Source organism: Mesorhizobium sp. M2E.F.Ca.ET.219.01.1.1 (genome assembly GCF_004016445.2).
Lineage (GTDB): Bacteria > Pseudomonadota > Alphaproteobacteria > Rhizobiales > Rhizobiaceae > Mesorhizobium.
This window is the reverse complement of sequence record NZ_SADT02000008.1, coordinates 44,584-69,932: the sequence shown is the minus strand read 5'-3', so window position 1 is coordinate 69,932 and position 25,349 is coordinate 44,584. Positions and strand designations below refer to the sequence as shown.

21 protein-coding genes are annotated in these 25,349 nt (G+C 59.8%); 7 read left to right on the top strand and 14 right to left on the bottom strand.

Annotated elements, in window-relative coordinates:
- Nucleotides 1-28 precede the first annotated feature (28 nt).
- The 3 genes from EN862_RS31440 to EN862_RS31430 form a co-directional block, all read right to left on the bottom strand.
- Nucleotides 29-913 carry a carbohydrate ABC transporter permease gene (locus tag EN862_RS31440; RefSeq protein WP_127868176.1) on the bottom strand — a complete coding sequence of 295 codons (885 nt, stop codon included), beginning with the start codon at nt 911-913 and terminating at the stop codon, nt 29-31.
- On the bottom strand, nt 903-1,748 hold the full coding sequence (locus tag EN862_RS31435; protein WP_245519790.1) for a sugar ABC transporter permease: 846 nt from the start codon (nt 1,746-1,748) through the stop codon (nt 903-905). Before EN862_RS31435 ends, EN862_RS31440 begins: the two co-directional genes overlap by 11 nt.
- Nucleotides 1,749-1,928: 180 nt before the next feature.
- Complete coding sequence (locus tag EN862_RS31430) at nt 1,929-3,188, bottom strand: ABC transporter substrate-binding protein (RefSeq protein ID WP_127868175.1); 1,260 nt, start codon at nt 3,186-3,188, stop codon at nt 1,929-1,931.
- 430 nt (nt 3,189-3,618) lie between these two features.
- Between EN862_RS31430 and EN862_RS31425 the strand changes: the two genes are divergently transcribed.
- The gene (locus EN862_RS31425; protein ID WP_127868174.1) at nt 3,619-4,632 is read left to right on the top strand and encodes a Gfo/Idh/MocA family oxidoreductase; all 1,014 of its coding nucleotides are present in this window, start codon (nt 3,619-3,621) and stop codon (nt 4,630-4,632) included.
- 181 nt (nt 4,633-4,813) lie between these two features.
- Here EN862_RS31425 and EN862_RS31420 read toward each other — a convergent pair whose 3' ends face one another.
- From EN862_RS31420 to EN862_RS31380, 9 genes are all read right to left on the bottom strand, one after another.
- The gene (locus tag EN862_RS31420; RefSeq protein WP_127868173.1) at nt 4,814-6,043 is read right to left on the bottom strand and encodes an amidohydrolase family protein; all 1,230 of its coding nucleotides are present in this window, start codon (nt 6,041-6,043) and stop codon (nt 4,814-4,816) included.
- 34 nt (nt 6,044-6,077) lie between these two features.
- A complete protein-coding gene (locus tag EN862_RS31415; protein WP_127868172.1) occupies nt 6,078-6,827 on the bottom strand; it encodes an SDR family oxidoreductase in 750 nt (249 codons plus the stop codon).
- The gene (locus tag EN862_RS31410) at nt 6,824-7,975 is read right to left on the bottom strand and encodes a Xaa-Pro peptidase family protein (RefSeq protein ID WP_127868171.1); all 1,152 of its coding nucleotides are present in this window, start codon (nt 7,973-7,975) and stop codon (nt 6,824-6,826) included. The genes EN862_RS31415 and EN862_RS31410 overlap by 4 nt, the downstream gene beginning before the upstream one ends.
- A complete protein-coding gene (locus tag EN862_RS31405; RefSeq protein ID WP_127868170.1) occupies nt 7,972-9,273 on the bottom strand; it encodes an acyl-CoA dehydrogenase family protein in 1,302 nt (433 codons plus the stop codon). The genes EN862_RS31410 and EN862_RS31405 overlap by 4 nt, the downstream gene beginning before the upstream one ends.
- A 17-nt stretch (nt 9,274-9,290) precedes the next feature.
- Nucleotides 9,291-9,767 (bottom strand): heme-binding protein, encoded by a 477-nt coding sequence (locus tag EN862_RS31400; RefSeq protein WP_189401898.1) that lies wholly within the window; start codon nt 9,765-9,767, stop codon nt 9,291-9,293.
- A gap of 181 nt (nt 9,768-9,948) precedes the next feature.
- On the bottom strand, nt 9,949-11,547 hold the full coding sequence (locus EN862_RS31395) for a GMC family oxidoreductase N-terminal domain-containing protein (RefSeq protein ID WP_127868168.1): 1,599 nt from the start codon (nt 11,545-11,547) through the stop codon (nt 9,949-9,951).
- Nucleotides 11,548-11,626: 79 nt separating this feature from the next.
- A complete protein-coding gene (locus EN862_RS31390) occupies nt 11,627-12,511 on the bottom strand; it encodes a carbohydrate ABC transporter permease (protein ID WP_127868167.1) in 885 nt (294 codons plus the stop codon).
- Entirely contained in the window at nt 12,498-13,529 is a 1,032-nt protein-coding gene (locus EN862_RS31385) for a sugar ABC transporter permease (RefSeq protein WP_245519761.1), read from the bottom strand. The genes EN862_RS31390 and EN862_RS31385 overlap by 14 nt, the downstream gene beginning before the upstream one ends.
- A 21-nt stretch (nt 13,530-13,550) precedes the next feature.
- A complete protein-coding gene (locus tag EN862_RS31380; protein ID WP_128192810.1) occupies nt 13,551-14,876 on the bottom strand; it encodes an ABC transporter substrate-binding protein in 1,326 nt (441 codons plus the stop codon).
- Nucleotides 14,877-15,206: 330 nt separating this feature from the next.
- Here EN862_RS31380 and EN862_RS31375 point away from each other — a divergent pair, with 330 nt between their 5' ends.
- The 6 genes from EN862_RS31375 (at nt 15,207) to EN862_RS31350 (ending at nt 22,106) form a co-directional block, all read left to right on the top strand.
- A complete protein-coding gene (locus tag EN862_RS31375; RefSeq protein WP_127868165.1) occupies nt 15,207-16,694 on the top strand; it encodes a M81 family metallopeptidase in 1,488 nt (495 codons plus the stop codon).
- Nucleotides 16,691-17,845 carry a Xaa-Pro peptidase family protein gene (locus EN862_RS31370; RefSeq protein WP_127868164.1) on the top strand — a complete coding sequence of 385 codons (1,155 nt, stop codon included), beginning with the start codon at nt 16,691-16,693 and terminating at the stop codon, nt 17,843-17,845. Before EN862_RS31375 ends, EN862_RS31370 begins: the two co-directional genes overlap by 4 nt.
- A gap of 7 nt (nt 17,846-17,852) precedes the next feature.
- Nucleotides 17,853-18,791 carry a zinc-binding dehydrogenase gene (locus EN862_RS31365; protein WP_127868163.1) on the top strand — a complete coding sequence of 313 codons (939 nt, stop codon included), beginning with the start codon at nt 17,853-17,855 and terminating at the stop codon, nt 18,789-18,791.
- Nucleotides 18,792-18,831: 40 nt separating this feature from the next.
- Nucleotides 18,832-19,740 carry a 5-dehydro-4-deoxyglucarate dehydratase gene (gene kdgD, locus EN862_RS31360; protein ID WP_127868162.1) on the top strand — a complete coding sequence of 303 codons (909 nt, stop codon included), beginning with the start codon at nt 18,832-18,834 and terminating at the stop codon, nt 19,738-19,740.
- A gap of 171 nt (nt 19,741-19,911) precedes the next feature.
- On the top strand, nt 19,912-21,000 hold the full coding sequence (locus EN862_RS31355) for an ABC transporter ATP-binding protein (RefSeq protein WP_127868161.1): 1,089 nt from the start codon (nt 19,912-19,914) through the stop codon (nt 20,998-21,000).
- Nucleotides 21,001-21,047: 47 nt separating this feature from the next.
- Complete coding sequence (locus tag EN862_RS31350) at nt 21,048-22,106, top strand: pyridoxal-phosphate dependent enzyme (RefSeq protein ID WP_127868160.1); 1,059 nt, start codon at nt 21,048-21,050, stop codon at nt 22,104-22,106.
- A gap of 304 nt (nt 22,107-22,410) precedes the next feature.
- Here EN862_RS31350 and EN862_RS31345 read toward each other — a convergent pair whose 3' ends face one another.
- Together EN862_RS31345 and EN862_RS31340 are read right to left on the bottom strand one after the other, a co-directional pair.
- Nucleotides 22,411-23,070, bottom strand: coding sequence for a GntR family transcriptional regulator (locus tag EN862_RS31345; RefSeq protein WP_127868159.1), 660 nt, complete (start codon nt 23,068-23,070; stop codon nt 22,411-22,413).
- Between the two features lie 861 nt (nt 23,071-23,931).
- Nucleotides 23,932-24,816, bottom strand: coding sequence for a sugar phosphate isomerase/epimerase family protein (locus EN862_RS31340; protein ID WP_127868158.1), 885 nt, complete (start codon nt 24,814-24,816; stop codon nt 23,932-23,934).
- Nucleotides 24,817-25,349: the final 533 nt, after the last annotated feature.

Sequence of the window (25,349 nt, the reverse complement as noted above, 5' to 3'; positions counted from 1 at the left end):
AGGATTCCAATAAACTGGCCGGCTCTCCCTACCCCTTCACGGATCCGGCCATCAGCCCGCGAAGGAAGTACTTCCCAGCGAGAACGTAGATGGCAATCGTGGGCAGCGCGGTCAGTACGACTGCCGCCATGTCCACGTTGTAGCGCTTCACGCCGGTGGTCGTGTTGACAATATTGTTCAGAGCTACGGTGACCGGAACGTTGTCGCCGGATGTAAATGTTGTGCCGAAGAGGAAGTCATTCCAGATATTAGTGAACTGCCAGATCACCGCGACGACGATACAAGGGATTGAAATGGGCAGGATGACCCTAAAGAAGGTTTGGTAAAAACCCGCGCCATCTACCTTTGCGGCCTTGACCAATTCGGCAGGCAAAGAGACGAAATAATTCCTGAAGAACAGCGTTGTGAAAGGGATCCCATATACCACGTGAACCAATATGAGGCCGGGCATAGTGTTCGCCAGGCCAACCGTGCCGAGCGAACGAGCCATTGGAATGAGGATGATCTGGAATGGAATGAATACGCCAAAAAGGAGCAGGGCGAATATAACGTTGGAGCCGCGAAATTTCCAATGCGTGAGCGCAAAACCGTTTATGGCTCCGATTGCAGTTGACAGACCTACAGCGGGGACGATCAGGATCATTGAATTGAGAAAGAAGCCCTTCAAACCTGAACATTGAAGACCAATGCAAGCGTCGGACCAGGCTTGCTGCCAAGCTTCCAGGGTTGGCGCCTTCGGCAGCGAAAGCAAGGAGCCGTTGCGTATCTCGTCGATATTCTTGAGAGACGTAAATACCACGACCACGAGCGGCAGCAGATAGACGGCCGCGATGAACATCAGGCAGCAATAGATGAATACGCGCCTGAGATGATAGCGCCCTCCCCTTTCGAGAACGATGCCGTCATGTGTCATCGCGTTGTTTCCTCACGTCGGAATAAAGGTATGGTGCCACGACTGCGGTGACTGTCATGAAAATCATCATGGCACTGGCGGCGCCCACTGCCATCTGGTCTCGACCAAACGTCTGCATGTACATGAATGTCGCAGGAAGATGTGTGCTGTTTCCAGGGCCCCCGGCGGTTAGAGCGACCACCAAGTCGAAGCTTTTAACTGCCTGCTGCGTCAGGATGACGAACACAGTCAAGAAGGCTGGCCCAAGCTGCGGTATGATGATGCGCCGATAGATTTGAAAGCTGCCGGCCCCGTCAAGCCTCGCGGCCTTGGTGATATCCTCGTCGATTCCCCGCAGCGCCGCCAGGAACAGGGCCATGACGAATCCGGACGACTGCCACACGCCTGCGATGACGAGCGTGTAGATGGCGAACCGAGGGTCCACCAACCAGTCGAACCGGAAGCTATCCCAGCCCCATAGCCGCACCATGCGCTCGATGCCGAGGCCCGGGTTGAGGATCCACTTCCAGGCGGTTCCCGTCACGATGAACGACAGCGCCATCGGGTAGAGATATATCGTTCGAAAGAAGCCCTCGGCGCGGATCTTCTGGTCGACCAGGATCGCCAGCGCCATTCCGATAATGGATGCAATCGCGATAAACAGGATCGCGAAAATGAAGATATTGTCGACCGCGATGCGCCATATTGGATTGCTCCAGAGGCGCCAGTACTGATCGAAGCCGACAAATTCGTAGGTCGGAAGCATCTTGGATGCTGTGAACGACACCACCCCTGTCCACACCATGAAGCCGTAGACCGCCAGAAGGATGATAGCGACCGATGGGGCCAATGCCAGTTGGGATGCGTTGCGGGCAAGCCAGAGCTTGGCGCCGGAGCCTTCACGCCATTGCCCGCGCTTCGCGGTTTGCTGGACCGGGAAAGTCGTTGACACCCAGGAATCCTTTCGTATCGCAAAAGCCGACGATCGCAGCTTCGTTGAGCGGCTGCGATCGTCGCCTGACCTCGACCCGGTCCACTACTGCGCGGATTTAAGGCCGGTTACGAGTTGCTCGATCGCCTGCTGCGAGGTCACGCTGGGCGTTTCGAAGAAAGTTGAGACGACGTCGGTGAAGACGCCCGTTTTCGTTGCCCCGGCCGCGGCATTGTGCGCCAGTGACGGCAGCGATTTCTGGCTCTTTTGGGCTTCCGCGCGATCCGCAAACGCGGCCTTGCCGCAGAAATCGAACTTGTCCATGGAGACGTCGATCCGCGAAGGGATCGAGCCCTTCTTGATGTTGAAGGCCTCCTGGAACCCTTTGTCCAGGATCGCCGACGCCATGGCGAGCTGGCCGGCCTGTTTGTCCTTGTCCTTGGTCTTGAAGAAGCCGAAATTGTCGGTCAGCCAGACGTAACTTCCCTTGGTGCCGGGGGCGGGCACACAGCCGTAGTCGACGTTGGGCTGCAGGTTGGCGAGCGACAACTCCCCTTTCGCCCAGTCTCCCATGATCTGCATTCCAGCCTCGCCCTTGATCACCATCTGGGTAGCAAGGTTCCAGTCGCGGCCGGGATAATTGGAATCGATATATTTGTTCATCTTGCGCAACTGGTCGAAAACCTTGACCATCGTGTCGCTGCGAAGCGCGGCTTCGTCCTCATCGATGACAGCCTTGCGGTAGAAGTCGGCGCCCCCGATGCCAAGAACAGCATTCTCGAAGAGATCCAACTCCTGCCAGGGCTGACCTCCCAGGGCCAGCGGCGTCACGCCCTTGGCGAGAAGCTTTTCGGAAACTTCGTTGAATTCGTCCCAGGTTGTCGGCGGCTGCAGACCGGCGGAATCGAAGACTTTCTTGTTGTACCAGAGCCAGTTGGAACGGTGCACGTTCACCGGAACCGCGACATACGAACCGTCATGAGAAATCAGAGGAACAAGTTCCGGAGCAATCACCTTGGCCCAGTCGTCCTTCTTGGCGAGGTCCGTCAGGTCGGTTAGCACCTCCTCGGATGCCCAGGCCTGGACCTGCTGAGCATGCATCTGCGCTGCGGCGGGCGCGGTATCGGATGCGATGCGGGCGCGCAGCACCTGCACCATGTTCATTCCGGTGCCACCAGCCACCGGCGAGTCGCTCCAAGTGACGCCACGCTCCTCGAGGAGTTTCTTGAGCACATTCAGTCCGGCTGCCTCGCTGCCGCTGGTCCAGTAGTGCATGACCTCCACGTTCGGCCCGCCCGCCAGCGCCATCGATGTCGAACCGGACAGCAACAAGGCCGTCGCGAGAACCAGATTCCGATTAAGCATTTCTCATTCCCCTTGGTGAAAATACGGTTGCGATAGAAGGTTGTTCGTTGCGGTCTTCCGGGCGTTTCTTTCGCCTCTTCTTGACAACACGCGCGCCACCCCACCCCGACGCTGACACTGCCGCCTTGCCTGTCGTTCAGAGTCGCCGTCTCAGGTCGCCGGCTTCGAATGTCCGACTTATCGTTAGCTTTTATTACATATATGTCAATCACAAATCGGGCGCATGCCCCTGGGGAGGCCTTCGGTATGCGCGCAACAGCGCGCGCAATGTCCTATAAGCCACCGTTTTTGCAGGATAAAATTGAAAGTCAGACCGGGGTCATTCGCAGTTTCCAATTGCCAGCATGTTGACAAATGACATTTTAGTCAGACAAATTATGGTCGACATGAGGATCCCGCATCCCTGCGGGAGTGAATGGAGTGCATCGCAATGACCGAGAAAGTGGTTTCCTGGGGCCTGATCGGCGCCAGCACCATCGCGCGCGAGTGGATGGTAGGCTCCATACGAAAGCACCCTCTGGGCAGGGTCAAGGCCATCGTGAGCAGTGATTTGAGCCGAGCCCAAGCCTTCTCGGACCAGATGGGTATTCCCGACGCCTATGACTCGCTTGTGCCGATGTTGAGCGATCGAGAAATCGACGCAGTCTACATAAGCACCAAGAACGATCAGCACCTGTCGCAGGCGCTAGCCGCCATCGAAGCCGGCAAGCACGTGCTTTGCGAAAAACCGCTCGCTTTGGAGCCGAAAGAAGCGCAATCGATCGTTGAGGCAGCCGAACGCAAAGGCGTGGTACTCGCTACGAACCACCATCTGCGCAACATGGAGAGCCACCGAGCGATAAAGCGGCTCCTGCGAGAAGGAGCGATAGGAAAAGTCAACTCCATTCGCATCTTCCATGCAGGATCGTTACCCCAGAGCCTAAAGACTTGGAGGCTTTTCGAGAAAAGTGCGGGCGCGGGGGTTATTTACGACATCACCGTGCACAATGGAGATCTCCTTCGATTCTATCTGGAGACCAACCCCACCAGGATCACCGCGCTGGCGACTGCGTCCGGCGAAGGGGCGAACGGCATCGAGGACAGCGTCATGTCGGTGTGGGAATTTCCAGGCGACATCTTGGTGCAATGCCATGACAGTTTCGTCGTCGGCTATGGCCCGCGCGGCGTCGAAATTCATGGCTCCGCCGGCAGCATTCTTGGCATCGACGTCATGTCACAGGCCCCTGGCGGCAGCGTCGTTTTGCGAACATCCGACGGTGAGCGAGACATACCTCTTGAACTCAGAGTCACTTATGACCGCGGTGTTTCCGATTTCATAGCCGCCGTTCAAGGGAAGGGTAGCCCCTCCTCGACGGGTGAGGACGGTGTTTGGTGTGTGAAATTGGCAAAGGCGGTGGCGCAATCGGCCGCTACAGGTCAGACCGTTCTCATCGAGCAAGTGTGAGACGAGGTCGCGCGACAATGTTGCAGTTGGCCATGCGCCAGACCGTTCCCGGCGTGAACAGAAGTACAAGGAACCGTCTGGCGCTCAATGTTGAAGGCGCAGCTTCGCTTCATCGGGAACAGACAGGGGCGCCGAAGAGGGACGAGAGGTCGTCATTGTGCCTTGGGCGCGCCGATGCCGCTCAGATTTCACGTTTGTGGAGATGGCCGTCCTTGATCGTGACGCGAATGCCGCTGCCGTCCTCCTGGAAGACGCCGATGTCTTCGAGCGGATTGCCGTCGACGATCAGGATATCGGCGAAGGCGCCGGGGATGAGTTCTCCGAGCTTGCCCTCGTGCCGCACGATCTCGGCGTTGACGATTGTGGCCGAATGCAAGGTCTGGGCAGGCGTTTCGACCGCGGAGCGGATCTTGAACTCATGCAATTGATAATGATGCATGACGCCTTCCAGGTCGGTACCAAACCCGAGTTTGACACCGGCGTCGCGGCAGATCTTTACTGCTTCGACGCCGCGGCGCAGCATCATCTTGACCTGTTCGACGATATGCGCGGGCGTGCCCAATCGATCGGCGTAGAAGATGCTGGCCTCGAAGGTCGACAGCGTAGGCACGACATAGGCGCTTTTCTCCGCCACCAGACGCGCGGTAGCTTCGTCTATTAGGTTCGCGTGTTCGATCGTACGCACGCCGGCCTCGAGCGCGCGGCGGATGACATCGACGCCATAACAGTGCGCCATCACATAGGTGCCGAAATCGGCCGCCTCCTGCACGGCGACCCGCTGTTCTTCCAGTGAGAAATGCGGCGAGTAGATCGAGGATTTCCCGGAGTTGCCTCCCCCAGCCATCAACTTGATCTGATGAGCACCGGCGGCGATCTCCTCGCGCACGGCCCGGCGGACTGCATCCACGCCATCCACGACACGGCTGATGTTGCGCGTGCTGCGACAATGCGGGCACCCTTGATCATGTTCGGTCCTCACCCGGAAATCGCCCAGTCCTCCGGTGACCGCCAGCGCCAGGCCCGGCACGAAAAGGCGCGGACCAGGAAACAGGTTGAGGCGTGTGGCATCGGCGAGTGCCGCATCCGCACCGCCGGAATCGCGCACGGTGGTAAAGCCCCGCCGCAGATAGTCGGCAAGGATCTTCGAGGCGTGCGCCGCGACGAGGTACGGTGCGGTGTTGGCCAGCGTCACCTGATTATTGACAAAGGCCATCGCGTGGACATGTGCATCGATAAGGCCGGGCATCACGACACGACCGCCGGCATCAATCCTAGTCGCTCCCTGGGGCGTGCCAACCGAGCCGGCGACCTCGACAATCTTTTGGCCCTCGATCCGGATCTGCTGGCCTGAACGCAACCTTGCGTCCCGTGGATCAAGCAGGCTGGCGTTGGTGATGACGATATCGCTCATGGCTGTTCCTACATGTGTGGCCGGCCATCACCCATCAGCGGGTCGGGCCCTTTATCAAAGACTCCCCGCCGTCGACCACAACCGCCTGGCCGGTCATGAAGCGTGCATCGGCCGAGAGGATGAAGCGGACGATGGCGCCGAATTCCTCGACGGTTCCCATGCGATGCAGCGGTACAAGCTCCGGCACCTTGTGGAGGAAGGATTCCCTTCCGCCAAACATCTCCCAGGCAGGTGCGTTGAAGGGCGTGTCCACCCAACCAGGGCAAAGAGCGTTCACGCGGATGTTGTCGCCGGCATATTCCAGCGCGAGTTGCCGGGTCATCGTCAGCAATGCCGACTTCGAGGCGATGTATGGCAACGAACCCTTGGCGACCATGATCGACGCTGCCGATGCCGTGAAAAGCAAGCTGCCGCCTCCGGCCTGACGCAGCAGCGGAAGCGCAGTACGTGCCAGCACAGCATTGGCGCGAACGTTCAGCGCGAAGCTGAGATCGAAGTCGTCCAATTCCATGCTTTCGAGCGTGCCGACATGGCAAACACCGGCATTGTTCCAGACAGCATCCAGGCCGCCGAGGATTTCGCCCGCCTCGCTCACCACAGAGGCAATAAGGGCGTCGTCGCCGATGTCGATTTCGAGAACCCGCTCGGCGCCCAGGTCGCCAGGCGCTTTTTTCCTGTCGGCCATGACTACGCGCGCGCCGGAGGCGGCGAGAGCCCGCACGCCAGCCTCGCCCATACCGCTGGAACCACCGACGACCAGAACACGCTGTCCGACTTGGCTCATCTGACGGCAATCTCCCTGGCGGTCTGAGTGAGACGGACCGGCCCGTTTTGCGTGACCAGAACCGTTTCGCTGAAGGGCATGCCCTCGCAATAATGGATGACGTGGAAAACCATGTTCGGCTCGAGTGCCCACGTCTCGTTGGGCATGAAGATGCGGGTATGATCGGACGTGCGAGGCACGGCGTGATAGCCGAGCGTGTAAGCCGAGACCTGTGGGTAGGTCTTCTTCAGGCCTTCGCGAAGCATGGTCTCGCGGGCTACGCGGTCAATCTCGCCCGAAATCGCGCCGGGAACCATGGCGGCGATGAACTCATCCTGGATCTCGACGACACGCTGCGCAATCGCGCGCTGACGATCAGAGACATGTCCAACAGCCATCGGCCGGGCAATGCGTCCCGAATAGCCGTAAACCTGCGGAACAGCCTCAATGAAATAAAGCTCGCCCGTCTGCATGATCCGCTCGCCCAGCCGGCCGTGCATGTTGGCGACTGTGCTGCCGTATCCGAACACGGCGACGCGACCGTTGTCGGCTCCCAGGCTGATTGCCTTGCGGTATGTTGCGATGGCGGGTTCGCGTTCTGAACGGCCCACGGCAATTGCGTCGGTTCCGGCCTGGATCGCGGCGTCGGCTATCGCGCAGGCGCGGCGCAACGCCTCGATCTCGGCCGGCGACTTGATCAAACGGTGTTCCCAAATCACCTTGCCGAAATCGATGAATTTCAGTCCGGGATTTTCTGTCTGGAGACGCTCATATCGCTCGATGGTGAGGAAATGGCTGTCCGTCTCGATGGCCAGCGTTTTCGCGCCGCTGTCGCGGATGAGGCCCGCCAGGAGCGCGATCTCGTCTTTGTGATCGTCAAAGGTGACAAACGCATCCACCGTGGCCTGTCGCTGGGCCCCGAACTGATCGGCCGAGCGGATCAGCAGGGTCACATCACCTAAGGGTGAGATCAGCGCACCCTGGTAGCGGGCACCGGAGTGGGCGTAGCCCGTCAGGTAAGCCAGACTGTCGATCTGATCGACGAGCAACAGGTCGGCGCCGCGATCAGCCATCTCCGCAAGAACACGGCTGACCCGTCGCTTCAATTCCGCCCGGTCGAAAGGCAGCACGGCCAGCGGGCTATCGGCCTTGGCGGTACCGCCCGTCATGCTGCATCCCGGTTGAAATGGAAGCCCAGATCGGCCCAGGTCTTGCGCTCGGTCTCGGGGAGCCGACGACCATATTTCGCCTTGGGGTGATAGTCCCGCGACAGTTCGGTCTTGGCGACCGTCTTCATGATCATGCTTTCACGCGTATGCAGCGTGGCGACGCGTGCATCGCGCATCAGCCGCGGGATGGAGCTCCACCGGAACACCGCCCTCGTGCCGACGATCTCGAAGGCCTTGGTCGAGACCATCGCAACAGTCGTCTTGGCCATATGCAGGCCCATGAGAGTGGCGTGCGAGGCTTCGCCCCACATCTTCTGGTCGTAGAGATATTGCGCGTACCACAGTTGTGAACGCGTCGCTGCGATCGCGGAGGCCATCTCGCCGAGCGAGTACATGTTGACGTCGTCTTGCTGAAGGAACGGTCGCGCCGCGACCGCATCGCGCACTTCCTCGTAGATGCCTTGCGCCGAACCAAGCGAATGCGCCGCATAGGCAAGCTCGAAGGTGTAGGGATGGCTCTGGTTGAAATCCCCCGGCTCGCCAAGAACGTTCTTCCACGGAATGAAGACGTTGGTGAACTTGGCACCGCCCGACAGCGATGCGCGGATGCCGATGGCCTCTTCCCAACCGGAGACGAACTCGACCCCGGGGTTAGGCAACTCGATGACGAAGACGCTCGCACCAACATCGGGGTCATCGGTCCCGGGGGCCAATGCCCAAAACAGCAGGTATTTCGACGCCGCGCCACCGCTGGTGAAACCCTTGAAGCCGTTCGCGAGGAAACCGCCCTCGGTGGGCGTCAAATCCGAAGCGAACGAGATCTTGCCATCCTTGTGCGGCACCACTTGTGAGCGACCCGGCTGGACCTCGCTACCGACCGACGCCACGCCCGCTCCGTTTTGTGCCACATCAGTGAAGATGCGCCGCTTCTGCTCCTCATTGCCGAGCCCGGCGACCAGTCCAAAGCAGTGATACTGGTTCTGGATGATCCAGCCGGTGCTGCCGCAGGCCGAGGCGAATATCTCGACCACGGCGTGGCACAGATTGCTGAAGCCAGCATCCTGGTTGGCGTACCCTCCATATTCCTTCGGCACGCCAAGCTTCAGGAAGCCGCCGTCGATGATGTCTTGCCAGTTCTCATGCGGCCAGCCGCCGGCCGCGTCGACCTGCCTTGCGCGTCCGGCAAAGACCTCCTTGAGGGCTCTGGCCTTTTCGATCCATTGGGCGTCCTCGGGGCTTGTCTTGAACGGATACATCCCATCCCTTTCCTTCTTGCCGGCCGGAATTTTGTACTGCATGCAGTATGCAGTTCTGCTCAGCTTCCGTCAATGGCCTTTCGATACGTTTCGATGGCACGAACGACCAGCCGGTGGTCGTCGATGGAAGCAAGGCCGGCACAGCCAATGGCACCGACCATGGCGGTCCCCACGCAGATCGGCACCGCGCCTCCGCACAGCACGTAGCGGCTGGGATCGAGCGCGCGTTCGGTGGCGAAATCGGGCTCCAGCCTGGCTTGCAGCTCAAGCTGCATGGAAGCCTTGGCAAAACGTCTTACCGCGGCGAATTTCCTTTCAATCCAATGCTGATAGTCAGCGCTGGTGCCAGGCAGCGCCGCGCGAAAGATCACCTGTTCCCCGAGGTCGACGCCGATCGCAACGCGCAGCCCCTCCTCCTCCGCCAGACCAAGCAACGTCTTGCCAATGCCCAGCGCGTCGGCCGGGCTGAACGCCGAGAAAGCATGCCTCTCCGTCTCTCTTTGAAGGTCCTTGATCTGGTCTCGAATTTCATCCATGGGTCCAATCCTCAAACCTTTGTGTTGTATGCACGTGGTTTGTACACACGCGGCGCAAACCGGCATCGAACGCAGCCGTATCGGCCACGATCTTCCTTATATATTCCAATGTCTTGAAGCCTTTTCGGCTTACTGCCTCAGGTTCTTCCAGGCGGCCGGTCCCGGCGCAAATCGCATGCAGTTAATCCTCGCCTATAACCATTGCCGCAGCCTTTTCTCCAATCATCATCGCTGGAGCGTTGGTATTTCCTGAGGTCACCACGGGCATCACCGAGGCATCCGCCACTCTCAGGCCCGCTATGCCGCGCACGCGCAATTCGGGGTCGACGACCGCCATGTCATCGGTTCCCATTCTGCAGGTGCCGGATGGGTGATACTCGTTCAACAGGTTGCGGCGATTATAGGCCTGGATATCGCGGTCGCTTTGGATGTGCCGGCCCGGGTCAAGCTCTTCACCGGTGAAGGCGCGGAAGGCTTCCTGGGCATTGATTTCACGCGCCAGCCGCAGACCTTCGGTCAGGACCTGGATGTCAGCCGGATCGGTAAGAAGGTTGTGCTGGATCCTGGGCGCGGTGAAGGGGTCGCTTGATTGCAGCAGGAGCCGGCCCCGCGACTTCGGCCGCATAAGGCCAAACTGCAGCGTGTAGGCATTAAATGTCGCGATCTCGCCCTTGGGAGATTTCAGGTCGCGGCTCACGGGATAAAATTGGACCTGCAGGTTGGGTCGCTCCTCGGCAGGGTTGCTGCGCAGGAACGCCTGAACCGACATCGGGAAGACGGCTATCGGGCCCGTCCGCCTGAAAGCATATTCGGCAGCCGCCTTGAGGCCACGGACAGGGTGCTTCAACGAGTAGTAGGTCAGGGGCTTGGTGCAGGCGAACTGCACAAGACTGCCGCAGTGGTCCTGAAGGTTCTCGCCCACGCCTGGAAGGTCCAGGATCGGGTCGACGCCGGCAGCGCGCAACTGTTCGGCGGGGCCGATTCCCGCCAGCATCAGGAGATGGGGAGACATATAGGCACCGGCAGACAGTATCGTCTCGGCGGCGGCAGCCGAGTGCTCGACGCCCTTGATGGTGTAGCGCACGCCAGTACAGCGCGGTCCTTGCAGAAGGAGGCCGGTGACATGGGCATTCGTGGCCACCGTCAGGTTCTTGCGGTGGCGGATCGGCTGCAAATAGCCTTGCGCGGCCGAACAGCGAACGCCGCGCTTCTTGTCGATGTTGTACTGGACCCAGTCGAAGCCTTCGGGGTTTCCGGCGTTGTAGTCCTCGACAACCGGCATGCCCATTTGCCGCCCGGCCTCGAGGAAGGCTTCGAACAAAGGCGTGCGGTAGTTGCCGTAGCTGACGGTTATCGGCCCAAATGAGCCTCGATCCTGGGAGGCCGGCCCCTGCCAGGTCTCCATGCGTTTGAAGTAGGGCAGGACACCATTCCAGTCCCAGCCCGTGGCGCCTGCCCGCTGCCAGTCATTGAAGTCCTCGGCATGTCCCCGGACAAAGATCATGCCGTTGATCGCCGACGATCCACCGAGGACCTTGCCGCGTGGAAGCTTGATGCGCCGGTTGTCGACGCCTGGCTCCGGCTCGCTCGTCAGCCGCCAATCCAGATGACCGCCCACCGTATAGTTCACGCCAATCGGTATACGGATTAGGGGATTCCAGTCCCTGGGTCCGGCTTCCAGCAGCAGCACCTTGACTGCCGGATCGGCGCTCAATCGGTTTGCCAGCACACAACCGGCCGATCCCGCACCGACAATGATAAAATCAAAAATTCCAGTCACGACATTTCTCACGGCAAGCAGATCTAATGTCCGGCGGCTTCAAGTTCACGATGGTCGTTCTCGGATGGTCAGGCCCGGCTCAACCCTTGACTGATCCCGCGACCAGCCCGCGCAGGAAATAACGTCCGGCAAAGACATAGACCAAAAGGGTAGGCAGAGCTGTCAAGAACACCGCGGCCATGTTGACGTTGTATTCTTTCGTTCCGGTGGTTGACGCCACCATGTTGTAGAGCCCGACGGTCACGGGCGATGTCAGGCCGGAGGTGTAGGTGGTGGCCAAAAGATAGTCGTTCCAGATGTGGGTGAATTGCCAGATGACCGACACCACCACCGTTGGGATTGCGATGGGAAGCACGATGCGACGGAAAATCTGCAGGAACCTGGCGCCATCCATGCGGGCTGCATCGACGATCTCGTGCGGCACTGTGACGAAGAAGTTGCGAAAGAACAAAGTCGTGAAGGCAATGCCATAGATCACATGAACCAGGATCAGACCCACGACGCTGTTGGCGACACCAAGCGAACCCATCACATAGGCCAACGGGATGAGCACGATCTGCAGCGGAATGAAGACGCCGAACAAGAGAAACGCAAAGACCCAATTGTGGCCCGGGAACTTGAAATGCGTGAGGGCGAAGCCGTTGACCGCCCCGATCGGGGTCGACAGCAGGACAGCCGGGACGACCATCATCACCGAGTTCACGAAATATGGTGCCAGTCCGTTGCAACTTGTTCCTATGCAGGCGGTGAACATGGCCTGGTACCAGGGCTGCATCGTCGGGGCGGCGGGTAAGTCGATGATTGTGCCGACGCGCAATTCCTCCAGCGATTTCAGCGAAGTCAGCACCACGACGAGAAGGGGAAAGACATAGATGACGGCCATGAACAGAAGCGCGCTATAGATGACGACCCGCGTGACCCTGTGCGCCAGGCCGGTCCCCAGCACCACTTCATGCGTGCTCATCGGAGGCCTTCCTTGTTGAGGTATAGAGATAGGGCACGACGATCGCCAGGATTGTCATGAAGATCATGACGGCACTCGCCGCCCCGACGCCAAGCTGCGAGCGTTCGAAAGTCTGCTTGTACATGAAGGTCGCCGGCACCTGTGTGCTGTTGGCGGGGCCGCCGTTGGTCAGGGCGACGACAAGGTCGAAGGTTCGCAACGCCTGCTGGACCAGCACCACAGCAACGGTCACGAAGGTCGGGCCAAGAAGCGGGATGATTATGCGCCGATAGATCGAGGGGCCACCTGCCCCATCAAGTCGCGCGGCTTTTATCAGATCCTCGTCAATGCCGCGCAACCCAGCAAGGAACAGAGCCATGACGAAGCCGGAGGCCTGCCAGACACCCGCCAGCACGACGGTGTAGAGGGCAAAGCGCGGGTTGACCAGCCAGTCAAACCGAAAATCCTCCCAACCCCAATTGCGCAAGACACGTTCCATGCCAAGGCCGGGGTTGAGGATCCACTTCCACGCCGTTCCGGTGACGACGAATGAAAGTGCCATCGGGTAGAGGTAGATGAGCCGCAAGGCCCCTTCCGCCCTTATTTTCTGGTCGAGAAGTATGGCAAGAAACAGACCGACCACGGTCGTCAGCAGAATGTACAAAAATGTGAAAACGACGATATTCTTCGCCGATTGCACCCAGATCGGGTTGGACCACAAATTGTAGTACTGCCGCAGCCCGACCCAATGATAGTCCGGCAACATCCCTGAAGCGCTGAACGATATGTAGGCTGTCCAGAGCATGAAGCCGTAGACGAATATCGAGGCAATCGCGACCGAAGGCGCAAGCGCGATTTGCGATGTGTATCTGCCGACGAAAGTCCGCACACGCCCGGTCTCCAGAGACGGACGCACCGTCAAGATTTCGGACTTCAGCGATAGCATTTCCATTCGCTTTGCCGCCAACGGATGAGGAAGTTTTGTCCCTGGTCGACGGCCATGCCGCGGCTGGCCCCGTGAGGCGACCACCCGCGGCACGACCGCTTGGGAGCGTGTCGATTATTCAGAGATCGTCTTCAGTCCGGTCACGAGCTGATCAACTGCAGCCTTCGAGGTCATCGAAGGCTGCTCGAAGAAGGTCGATACCACGTCCATGAAGATGCCGCTCTTGGCCGGGCTCCACGCCTCGAAATGCGAGATGGCCGGGAATGCCTGGCCGTGAGAGGCTGCATCCACCTGGGCCTTGTAAGAGGCCTGCGCGCAAAAATCGAGCGCGGCGGAGTCGACGTCGGTGCGTGCCGGCGTGGCTCCCTTCTTCAGATTGAACCCCAATTGGACCGTAGAATCGAACGTGGTCTCGGCCAACGCATCCTGCGCGGCCTCGACGGAGGCGTCCTTGCTTTTGAAGAAGACGAACGCGGTGGAGACGCTGAGATAGGTCTGGGCGTTGCCGGGAGGCGGCGCGCAGCCATAGTCGACGTTCGGCTTTAGATTTGCCAGCACCATCTCGCCTTTGACGTAGTCGCCAAGGACCTGCATGCCGGCCTCGCCAGTCATCACCATCTTGGCAGCGATGTTCCAGTCGCGGCCCGGATAGTTCGGGTCGACATACTTGTTCATATTGCGGAATTCATCGAAGACCTTGATCATTGTTTCGCTTTTGAGCGCTTCTTCGTTCTGCTCCACGATCGCCTTGCGGTAGAAGTCGGGGCCGCCGACAGCCACCAGCACCGTTTCGAAGAGGGTGGCCTCCTGCCAGTTGACGCCGCCGATCGCCAACGGGATCACGCCGGCAGCCTTGAGCTTGTCGGCCACCGCGTGGAACTCATCGAGTGTGGTCGGTGGCTGGAGACCGAGCTTGTCGAACACCTTCTTGTTGTACCAAAGCCAGTTTGTGCGCTCCACGGTGGTCGGCACGCCATAATATGAGCCGTTGAGCTTCAGATGGGGAATGAGGCCCTTTGACATCACCTCGTCCCAGTTGCCCTTGGTAGCGATTGGCGACAGATCGACGAGGGCGCCTTGGTCCACCCATTGCTTGACCTCGTTTGAGTGCATCAGCACTGCGTTAGGCGGCGAGCCGGCCGTAACGCGAGAGCGCAGTACCTGGTTGAGGGTGTCGGTTCCCGTCGCGGGCAGGTCGACCCAGCCATAACCCTTGGCAGTGAAGGCATCCTTGATGACGCCGATGGCCGCGGCCTCCGAGCCTGCCGTGAAGAAATGCAGCACCTCCAGCTTCTTTTCCTCCGCGACGCTTGCTGTCGCCGCGTATGAAAACACCGTTGCGGCCAGAAGCGCACGCACCATGTAACCCTGCCAGTTTTTTGTCATTGCATTCCCCTTTTTGCTTTTGCTTCGAGTGAGTCTGCGCGCTGATCCGGTCAAAGTGTCGACAGCGTTCAGGCGACACTTTGTGGAGCTAGCTGGGACGTTGTCAAGGGCCTTTCTTGCCCATTTTCCGGGGAGACATGCCCGATTTCGCTATAAAAGGCCGCTTCTGCGGCGAAACCGCCAAGCTCTTCCATGCGCTGGCGTCATTTCGAGCCCCGCCGAAAGGCTGTTGGCAAACCGACTATTTTGAGTTATTGTATGCAGTATACACTACGGCCCATGGCGGGCGCGGTAACCATCGTCCGCTGATCTACAGCAGCCGGAGGTACATCAACCTCGTTTACAAACTCGCCAGTGATCGGTCGCAACGAGGGTTTGGCCAGCATGGCTCGGGTCGGCATCGGCGGGATTTTCCACGAAACCAATACATTTGCTGCCCCGACAGGGCTTGCTGATTTTAAGGTCCTGCGCGGCGTTGAGATCTCTTCGTTCAGCCGCGGTGCGCGCACCTATCTTGGTGGTCTGATCGATGAGACCGGCGCGCTCGGCTTCGATGCCGTCCCGTTGCTGTACGCTGAAGCCACACCATCCGGCACCGTCCGGCGCGAGATTTACGTCGCGCTACGCGAGGAGTTGGTTGAGCAGGCCGCTGCTTCGGATCTGGATGCACTTCTTTTGTCAATTCACGGTGCGGGCGTCGTGGAGGACATTGACAGCCTCGAGGAGGATTTGTGTGCCGCGCTGCGTCAACGTCTGGGCGACAAGATCCCGATGGTGGCTACCTTGGATCTTCACGGCAACATCCGTCAGCGCCTGGGCGATCTTTGCTCGGCACTGTTCCCGGTGCGGCTCAATCCCCACATCGACCAGTATGAGCGCGGGGTGGAAGCGGCTCGATGTCTTTGCGAAATCGTGCTTTCGAAAGCCGATTTCGATACGGCGATCGAACAGGTCCCGATGCTGTTCCCACCCGTTCCGACCAGCATGCCGGCATTTGTCGAGCTCGATGGCCTCTGTACCGAGATCGAAAAGCAGGAAGACGTCGCGTGCGCGCGCGTCATGCACGGCTTTCCCTATGTAGACGTGCCTTGCATTGGTGCATCGGTGGTCGTCGTGGCCCGCCGCAATGGAACCGATGATGCCCGGCGACTGGCGCGGCGTATCGCCGCCGCCCTTTGGGAGCGACGGGACCAGATCAAGGTGCAGAGCCTACCGCCTGAAGGTGCGATCCAAGAGGCAATGCAAGATGGACGCACCATCGTCATCAATGAGTTTTCCGACAACACCGGCGCCGGCAGCCCCGGGGATGGGACCCATCTCTTGTCGGCTCTCATCGCGGCGGGCGCACGGTCCTGCTTTTCACACATCTTCGACCCCGTGACAGTAGCGCAGGCGGCCGCTGCCGGGGTCGGCGCACACATCAATGTCGACCTAGGCGGGCGCAGCGATGCCCTTCTCGGCCCTCCCATCCAAGCCGACGCAGAGGTTCTTGGTCTCAACGACGGGCTCTTCCGGGTCAAGAGCCCGATGGGAACTGGCGAGATGATCGACCTGGGTCTTCTGGCGACATTGCGCATCGGCGGCGTCGACGTGGTCGTGTCCAGTGGGCGCCGACAGACACTTGACGATGGGCCCTTCATCAAGGCCGGAATCGATATCACCCAATTTCCGATCGTGGCGCTGAAATCGAGCCAGCATTTCAAGGCCTGGTTCGAGCCGCGCTACGCCCGCATCGTCACCACAGACCCGCCGGGGCTCTCGCCCGTCGACGTAAGCAAGTTGCATCGCCGACGTTTGCAACGGTCGATGTGGCCCATCAGTCTGGACGTGAACTATCGAGCTGAGCATCAAGCTGGACAGGAGCCCGCATGAACAACCAGGCGGCCGGGGATCGCTATTCAACGTGCGGCCCCCTGGATTTTGAGCAGGCCGAGTACCAGGCCCGCCTTCGCGCGATACGGTCCGAGATGGAACTGCGCGGGGCAGAGATGCTCCTTGTCGACCAGATAGATCATCTGGCCTACCTTTTCGGCTATCTCGCGACTGCGGCCCGCTACCAGGCTGCCCTGATCCCCGTGGAGGGGGAACCCTGGCTGATCGTTCGCGAACTCGATCTTGGCACCTTCCTCGACCAGTCCTGGTCGAGGTCTTTTGAGACATTTGCCGACGACGAGGATTCGTACGCTCGGGTGACCAGCGCCATCGCGCGACTGGCCCCGAAGAGCCTGGCCATAGAGAAAGACAGCAACATCCTGACGATCGCGCGGCTGAACCAGATCCGCGTCGGCAATCCGGGTATGGAGGTAGTCGACTTCTCAGGCGTGATCTGGGAACACCGACTGATCAAGTCGCCCGCTGAATTGGCCTATATCCGCCGCGCCGCCGAGATCGCCGACTACAGTGTGACCGCCGGCGCCGGCGCGATCAAATCGGGAGTAAGCGACCGCGACGGTCTTGCCGCGATGTATGAGGCCTCCATCCGTCACGGGGCAGACAACAGCCGGGCCGCCATCCTAGGGCGCATGACCGGAGTGGACGCCTTGATAGGCGGAGTGACGGGAGCGCGGTGGGCGCAGGGTGAGCGGGTGTTTGTAGAAGCCACCCCGCAATATCGTGGCTATAGCGCACGCCTTGTTCGGCCAGTCATTCTTGGCAAGACGACCGCCGCGGACGTGGAACTCGCCCGGCAAATGGTCGCGATCCAGGACCGCCAGATTGCCGCGATGGTTCCGGGCGCCAAGGGGGGCGACGTCGACGCCATTTGCCGCGGCGAGGTGCTGCGCCAAGGGCTGAAGTCAGTCTTTACTCAGATCACGGGCTACACGCTTGGCTACCAGGCTGTGCCCCGCGTCAGCGACCACACCCGGATCATGGCGCCGGGCCAAACCTGGTCATTCGAGCCCAACATGGTCTTTCATGTCGTCCTGCATACGCCGCAGTTGGCCTTCAGCGAGACAGTCGTTGTGACCAAAACCGGCTCTGAGCGCCTCTCCCGGCTACCCCGGGCCATCCTGTCGGAGTGATGGCGCCATGCTTGCCTATGAAGCGACCTCAGCTGGGTTGAGACTGTCGGAACGAACCCGTCCTAGCCCGGGTCCGGGCGAAGTCGCGATCGATGTTGGCGCAATCGCGCTCAATCGCGGCGAATCGCGTCGCGCGATTCGTGGGGGATTTCCCGAAGGCTTTGTCCCCGGCTGGGACACGGCAGGTGTGATCAGCCAGGTCGGATCCGGGGCACGGGGGCTGCCACTTGGAACGCGAGTGGTTGCACGTGCTCTTTCCGGCGGCTGGGCGCAATGTCGTATTGCTGATTGCAGGGATGTCGCCGTCGTTCCCGCGGACGTCGATCTCGGCCGTGCCGCAACGCTGGGCACCGCCGCCACGACCGCTCTGGCCGTTCTCACGCGCGGCGGTCCCCTCTTGGGCCGAACGGTGCTGATTACCGGCGCATCGGGCAGTGTAGGACAGTTTGCTATTCAACTGGCGCGCCTAGGAGGCGCCAGGGTCAGCGCCGTAACGCGCGCTGAAGGCGATCGCGAGCTTCTTGTCTCGCTGGGCGCTCATGACGTTTTCACCGACCTTGGCAGCGTCAAGGGCGCAGATCTCGTCATCGAAACCTTGGGCGGCCCATCCCTCGTGCAGGCCGCGGGCCTGCTCAATGCTGGTGGCAGTTTGCAGTCCTTGGGCTGGAGCGCAGGTCAAGACGCGGTCTTCGCCGATTTCGACCATCTGATGAAAACCGGCGGCACGATACAGGGCTTCGCCATCGGCAAACGTCATGTCGGGATGCTGCTCACACAATTGCTCGGGCTTCTGCAGCGCGGCGCGCTCAAGACCTGCATCCAGACGCGTCAACCATGGGAGACCTTGCCTGCTGCGGCCGCCGCCGTTTTGCAGTCCGGCTTCCGCGGCAAGGCCGTGCTCGATGTGACCGGATTCGCCCATGCAGCGCCATGGCCGCTCCCCTGACCACCTTCTTCGAACGCAAGGCAAATAAAAGAGGAATGCAATGACGCCAACCGATATAAAAGCTGCTCTGGGATCAGGTTTGCTGTCCTTTCCAGTAACTCACTTCGACGCTCAGGGCCGCTTCGCTCCCGAAAGCTACAAATCGCATGTTTCCTGGCTCTCGAGCTTCAAGGCGCCGGTGCTCTTCGCGGCCGGTGGCACCGGCGAGTTCTTCTCGTTGACGCCTGAAGAGGTCCCGCAAGTCGTCCGAGCAGCCAAGGAGGCGGCGGGCGACACCGCAATCGTTTCAGGATGCGGCTATGGCACGGAGATCGCCGTCACCATCGCCGAGGCCGCGCAGAAGGCGGGCGCCGACGGCATCCTGCTTTTGCCGCACTATCTGATCGATGCTCCGCAGCAAGGACTCTACGAGCACGTTCGCAGGGTCTGTCAGTCGATCGATATCGGCGTCATGGTCTATAATCGTGACAACTCCGTCATCCAGGCCGACACGCTGGCGCGGCTATGCGATGCCTGTCCCAACCTGATCGGCTTCAAGGATGGCACCGGTGATATCGGCGCAATCCGGCAAATCACCGCAAAGCTGGGTGACAGGCTCACTTACCTTGGCGGGATGCCCACGGCAGAGCTCTTTGCGGAGGCCTATCTGGGCGCGGGCTTCACGACGTACTCGTCCGCGGTGTTCAATTTCGTTCCGGCCCTGGCGCAGGAGTTCTACCGCGCCCTTCGAGCCGGCGAACGCGCGCGCTGCGAAGCCCTGCTCAACGACTTCTACTATCCGTTCATGGCAATCCGTAATCGCGTCAAGGGCTACGCGGTGGCAGCGATCAAGGCCGGTGTCCGGTTGAAAGGTTTTGATGCAGGGGCGGTTCGCCCGCCGCTGACGGATTTGTCCGCCGAAGAGCAAGACATGCTCGCATTGCTCATCGCCAGACAGACCCTGCAATAACGAAACCGGAAAAGGATGCGTGACAAGAAACGATCCACCGCTGGCGCTGTCCCTGTGAATATCGGCTCATTGCAGCCTGAAGAGGGAGTGGCGCCCGCCTGAGCGGGCGCATCCTACTTCACGCTGAACCCCGGCCTTCTCATCGTCATGGCCCAATTCAAGGAACGGCCGATGTCTTCGCTCACACTCGACAACGTAAACAAGCACTATGGCGCCCAGTTGCATGTCCTGCGGGATATCAACATCGAGGTAGCCTCTGGCGAGTTCCTGGTCCTGCTTGGACCATCGGGTTGCGGCAAGTCGACTTTGCTGCATGCCATCGCCGGACTGCACAAAATCAACTCAGGCGAGATCAGGCTTGGCTCCCGCGTCCTCAATGACGTGCCGTGTCAGAGCCGTGACATCGCAATGGTGTTTCAATCCTACGCGCTCTATCCGTCGATGACCGTACGCCAGAACATCGCCTTCCCCCTGGAGATGCGCAAGCTGCCTCGCCCGCAGCGCGAGGAGGCGGTGGAGCAAGTCGCTCGTCTGCTCCAGATAGGACACTTGCTCGATCGCAAACCAGGACAACTGTCGGGCGGTCAGCGCCAACGCGTTGCAATTGGCCGCGCGCTGGTCCGCGAACCGGCGCTGTTCCTGTTCGATGAGCCGTTGTCCAACCTCGATGCACTTTTGCGGGTGGAGATGCGAACTGAGCTGAAGAAGCTGCACCAGCGCATGGGTCGGACCACTGTCTATGTAACGCACGATCAAATAGAGGCGATGACGCTGGCCACGCGGATTGCGATACTGGAGAAAGGGGCGCTGCAGCAGCTTGGCACTCCCAGCCAGGTCTACAACAAACCCGCAAACCTTTTCGTTGCCAGCTTCATTGGCAGTCCAAAAATCAACCTGGCGCCGGCCGTCATGCGCGGCGGACGGATTCTGCTCGACGGCGCCAATTCCCAGCTTCCCGCTCCCGAAGAATTCCGCACAGCGGCCAACGCGCAAGAACGTCAGGTGACCGTCGGGTTCCGGCCCGAGCACATTGCACTGGCGGTGGGTGAGCCAGGGGACGCAGAGGTCGACATAGAGGTCGATGTCGCTCTGATCGAGCCCACCGGCGCCCATGATGTGGTGATCTTCCACCATAGTGGCATCGAGCAGTCGGCGCTGCTCAGCGCGGGCTCGATCTCGCAAGCTGGTCCGGCGCGCCTGCGCATCGATGCGTCGCGCTTGAGCCTTTTTGACCGCGCAACCGGCGTTCGGCTTTCATAACCAGATGAAAGTCCGCTTATTTCTCTTTCTCGATTGGGCTTCAACCGATGTCGCATCCCGTGTCACCCGTCTCAAGAGCCGATATCGCCCGAGCACTGGCGCAACTGCCGCGCGCCAGCCTCGCACATCTCCCGACACCGCTTGATCCCTGCCCCAGACTGGCGGCCGAGTTGGGCGGCCCGAAAATCTGGTTCAAGCGGGATGACTGCACTGGCCTGGCCTTTGGCGGCAACAAGGTCCGTCAGCACGAATACATTCTGGGCGATGCGCTGAGCCGAGGCGTGGACGTGGTGATCCAGGGGGCTGCCTCGCAATCGAACCAGTCGCGCCAACTGGCTGCCGCCGCGGCCCGGCTTGGAATTGAGTGTATCTTAATGCCGCGCAAAGACGCGCAATTCGAGCATGTGCAGGGCAATCAGTTGATCGCGCGTCGGTTCGGAGCAAAGATTGTCCCGATCGAAGCCAGCGCGTCGGTAAAGCAGGCTAAGCAGGATATGGCCGCACGGCTTGAGGCCGGCGGCCGCAGGCCGATGGTTCTCGGCATGGGTGCCGAGCGCGCACTCACCCTTGCGGCGGTCGCATATATCGGAGCCTACCTTGAGCTCGTGGAGCAGTTCGAAACTCTGGGCGAACCTTTGCCCACCCACATATACGTCACTTCCCAAGTCAGTACCCAGGCTGGCCTTCAGGCCGCGGCCGAATTGCTGGGTCATGCGGTAAAGATCTGCGGCATCAATCCGATGGATGCACGTAACGAGGCCTATGAGGCCCCTGACGAAATCGCCAGCAGATGCCGCGCGGCTGCCGAACTGCTCGGCTTCAGGCTGGACCTCGGTCCCGAGCGCATCAACAACTCTACAGAATTCGTCGGAGAGGACTACGGCAAACCCGCGGCAGCCGCGCAAGAGGCTGCCGCGCGGCTCGCCCGAACCGAAGGTATTCTTGTCGACCCCGTCTATTCGGGAAAGGGCTTTTCCGGTTTGGTAGCCGATATTCAAAGCGGGCGGGTCAACCAATCTGACCGGGCCGTTTTCCTGCACACGGGAGGATTGCCTGCAATATTCTCCTATGCTTCGAGTTATAGCGATATTGGGCAAGGTGAGTAGAGCCGAACTCGCCTACTGTAGCGCCGCAAATAGCCCAGCCGTTTCCAAGTCGCGGCGGGATCGGCGGAAGCAAGCCTAACATCTAACCGTCGCGGCCAGCGCACGGCACCGCCGGCTCATTCTGTGGGCGGTGCTCCCGCCCCACGAGCTCGCAATCCAGCCGTTCGTGACCGCACCCAAGGCCAGGGGCAGCTGATTGTGATTGCGAGCTCGCCACAGTGAAGGGCACATCAGGGGGCGGCACAGCCGCCATAAAGATGTCGGAGGCGATTTGGGTATGCCAACCGATCGCCATACACTTCTTCTAGAGGCTCCAGTTTTTGAAAAGCCACCGTACGAATTGATCGTGCTGATTGTTCAAGGCTGCTACGAGACGAGCAGAGTCGCGGGATCTCAATGCCTCGAGCTGATCCTTGAGCATCCAGTATTCCATCTTCAGCCATTCGCCATCGTTTGTGGAATGGATGACCTTGCGAATGCGGATCAGATGATCGTTCAACTTGCCCTGCATGCTTCGGAGCAGATCGTTGTCGCAGTATTCACGCAGCATGCTCTGAAGAAAGAAAAACGCGTCCCTCACTGGCGAAGGATCGTTGGCGTCTAATGATTGCTGGGCTTTGTCGAGCAAAACGCCGAATTCCTCAATCCGCGCGGCCGGTATATTGCCAATTGCCAGAATCGCGCACTGCGAATCCAAGGCTTTGCGGACTTGATAAGCGTTGCTGACATATTTCGCGTCAAGCGGAGCGACGTAGGGAACCTTCCATGCTTCTCCTACAACCAGCCCGTCTTCCTGCAGGCGGGTCAGTGCTGCCTTGACGGGGGAGCGACTCACTCCGAGTTGCTTGGCCAAAACACTCTCAGGCACCACCTGGTTGGGGGGCAATTCGCCATCGGTGATCATCTTCTTGATGATGTCGTAGACCCGCTCGCCCAACGGTATGTTGCGCTCAACCTCCTGCATGATTTTCCTTTTCGGTTGTAGCCTCGAATCGCTTGAAGAATAATGGGGAGGCTGCTGAATACTGGCAAGGGTGCTGCTGGATGCACTTGTTGACTGTTGGCTTGGCAGGTGCAATCCGCGAGCGGTTGAGAAGTGGCCGTTCAACAAGTCGACTTGGCGTCGTTTTGCGTCTACCCACGGAACTGTCGGAACAACACGAAAAACGTTGCCAAAGTGGCTTTCCAACGCTCAGGAACTTCATCCCACAGCCGCTCGTGACCGTAAGGCCCAAAGTCGCATGAGCTTGGGACGAAGGTCATTGCCACCAGAAGCCTCGACATTTTCCTGACCTCCGACACTAATCGAGTTCATATTAGCACCTAGATCATATTGCATCCAGACGACAGAATGCAGAATTTGGCCTGCTGCGCGCGCTCGCCGGCTCTGGTCAGCGGCGGCTCTAGTTTTGGACCGCCTCCACCCAACGGGATGAGAAATCACAGTGCCAAACTAAGCTGGACAACCTGCTTGGTCGCAAGCTGATGCACTTCTTGAGCGCAGGCGGGCCAGGTGCTGGTCAACGGGTTCCACACCTGCACGGAGATCTGCGACAGCATGGGTGCATGGCGGCTCTTATCATCGACGAATTTTGGGAATGACCTCGGCCGGCCCGCTTTCAATTCGCGTTTCCGGCGGTCGGTATGCTTCCAGAATGTTCCTGACGCTTTACTGCTGAAAGACCTGGCAGTCTGATCGAACGGGTGTTTCTACTACGGGACCCGCTGCCTGATGAGAGTCGCCCAGCGAAAATTTGCGGTAACAATGATTGCGGCTGCGCCACCGCCAGGCAGCGCGGCCCCGGAACGACGATCGAGAAAACCGCTAGCCCTGCACCAGTTGTTTCATCTGCCTGTGCACTTCTCGTCCGATCTCGTAGGCATTTTCCTGATGCCATTTCCGACTGAAGGACTCGCAACTCCACCAGTCGTCATATCCTGTGGCCTTGACAGCGTCCGTCCACAATTTCAGATCGATGACACCAGATCCCATTTCGATGTCGCGCAAATCATCCTCTATCGGGATGCCAGCGGCAAAAGGACGCGAGTCGCTTATGTGAACGCCGTAGAGCAGATTCTTGCTCAGACTGGCGACCACGTCGGGGGTGTCACCAGCTGTGAAGCAATGCCAATAATCGACAATCAATCGGATATTGTCGCGGCCGGATCTCTCGATGATCTCCACATTGTCGGCAATCTTGTTCAACGGCGTCCACGACATCGGCTCGAGATAGAGAAGCAGATCGAACTGCGCGGCCAGGTCAGCGATGCGAGAGAGGTTCTTGACGGTGACCGCGATCTGCTCGTGGCGAGGAAAGCCGAGCATCCCTTTGTAGAGATCGGTGTGCTCACCCTTGGCATGCGCAACCACCGCCCGGACATCCACTGGGCCCGTCATCACCTGTATGCCCCTTGCCCCGACGAGGTGTGCCAATCTGAAGATAGACTCCGCCTCCATCATCAAATCGGCTTCTGACGCGCCTCGCCTCTCAATATCGAAGACGGCGCCGAAACCCGGTATGTCGATGCTGTCGAGCTTGGCGACCAGTTCCTCTTCGGTGAACCCGGCATCCAGGAAGCCCCGCAACTTCCTAGAAGATGGATCTATGCCGTCGAAACCAACCGTTCGCGCCACATCGATATCCATGACAAGGGGCACGCTCCAAGCCACGGAGGAATGCAGGATCAGCCTGTTCTTCTTTTCAGCCATGTCGCGACCGTGAACTCAAGAATATTGCCAATAACCAGCCTCACGCGACACCCGCAGGCCGCGTGGTCAATCAGAGATCGCATTCAGTATGCAGTCGGCGATTCAGACTGTCAACGCTCTCCTGCTCGATACGCGAAGTGGCGGCAAACGCCCCGCTGACTGGTCCCCATGGGCGGGAGCGGTGGCAATGTTTCTCTTGACACGAGGGTCTGTTAGGATTGTATACTGAATACACAAATACTCCCCCTGGATGACCACCGCAGCTCACTTCGTAATGCCACAGCCTGATGAGGGAGAGCACATGCTCCAGCGCTTCGAGTGCCGCAGGTTTGGAATACGGCCTGTGTGGCCAACGATGCCACCTGCCAGGCTGGAGTCCGGCTCTCCGATGCGGCCGGTGGTATGAGCTTGGGCTGTCGGAACATCGCCTTGGCCGCGCATTTCGCCAGCATCCCAAGCGCTTTCCGGGCAGATCTGAGCAACCCGGCTCGATAGATGCTGAGCCCCTGTCCCCGACTGGTTAAAGCGGTCTG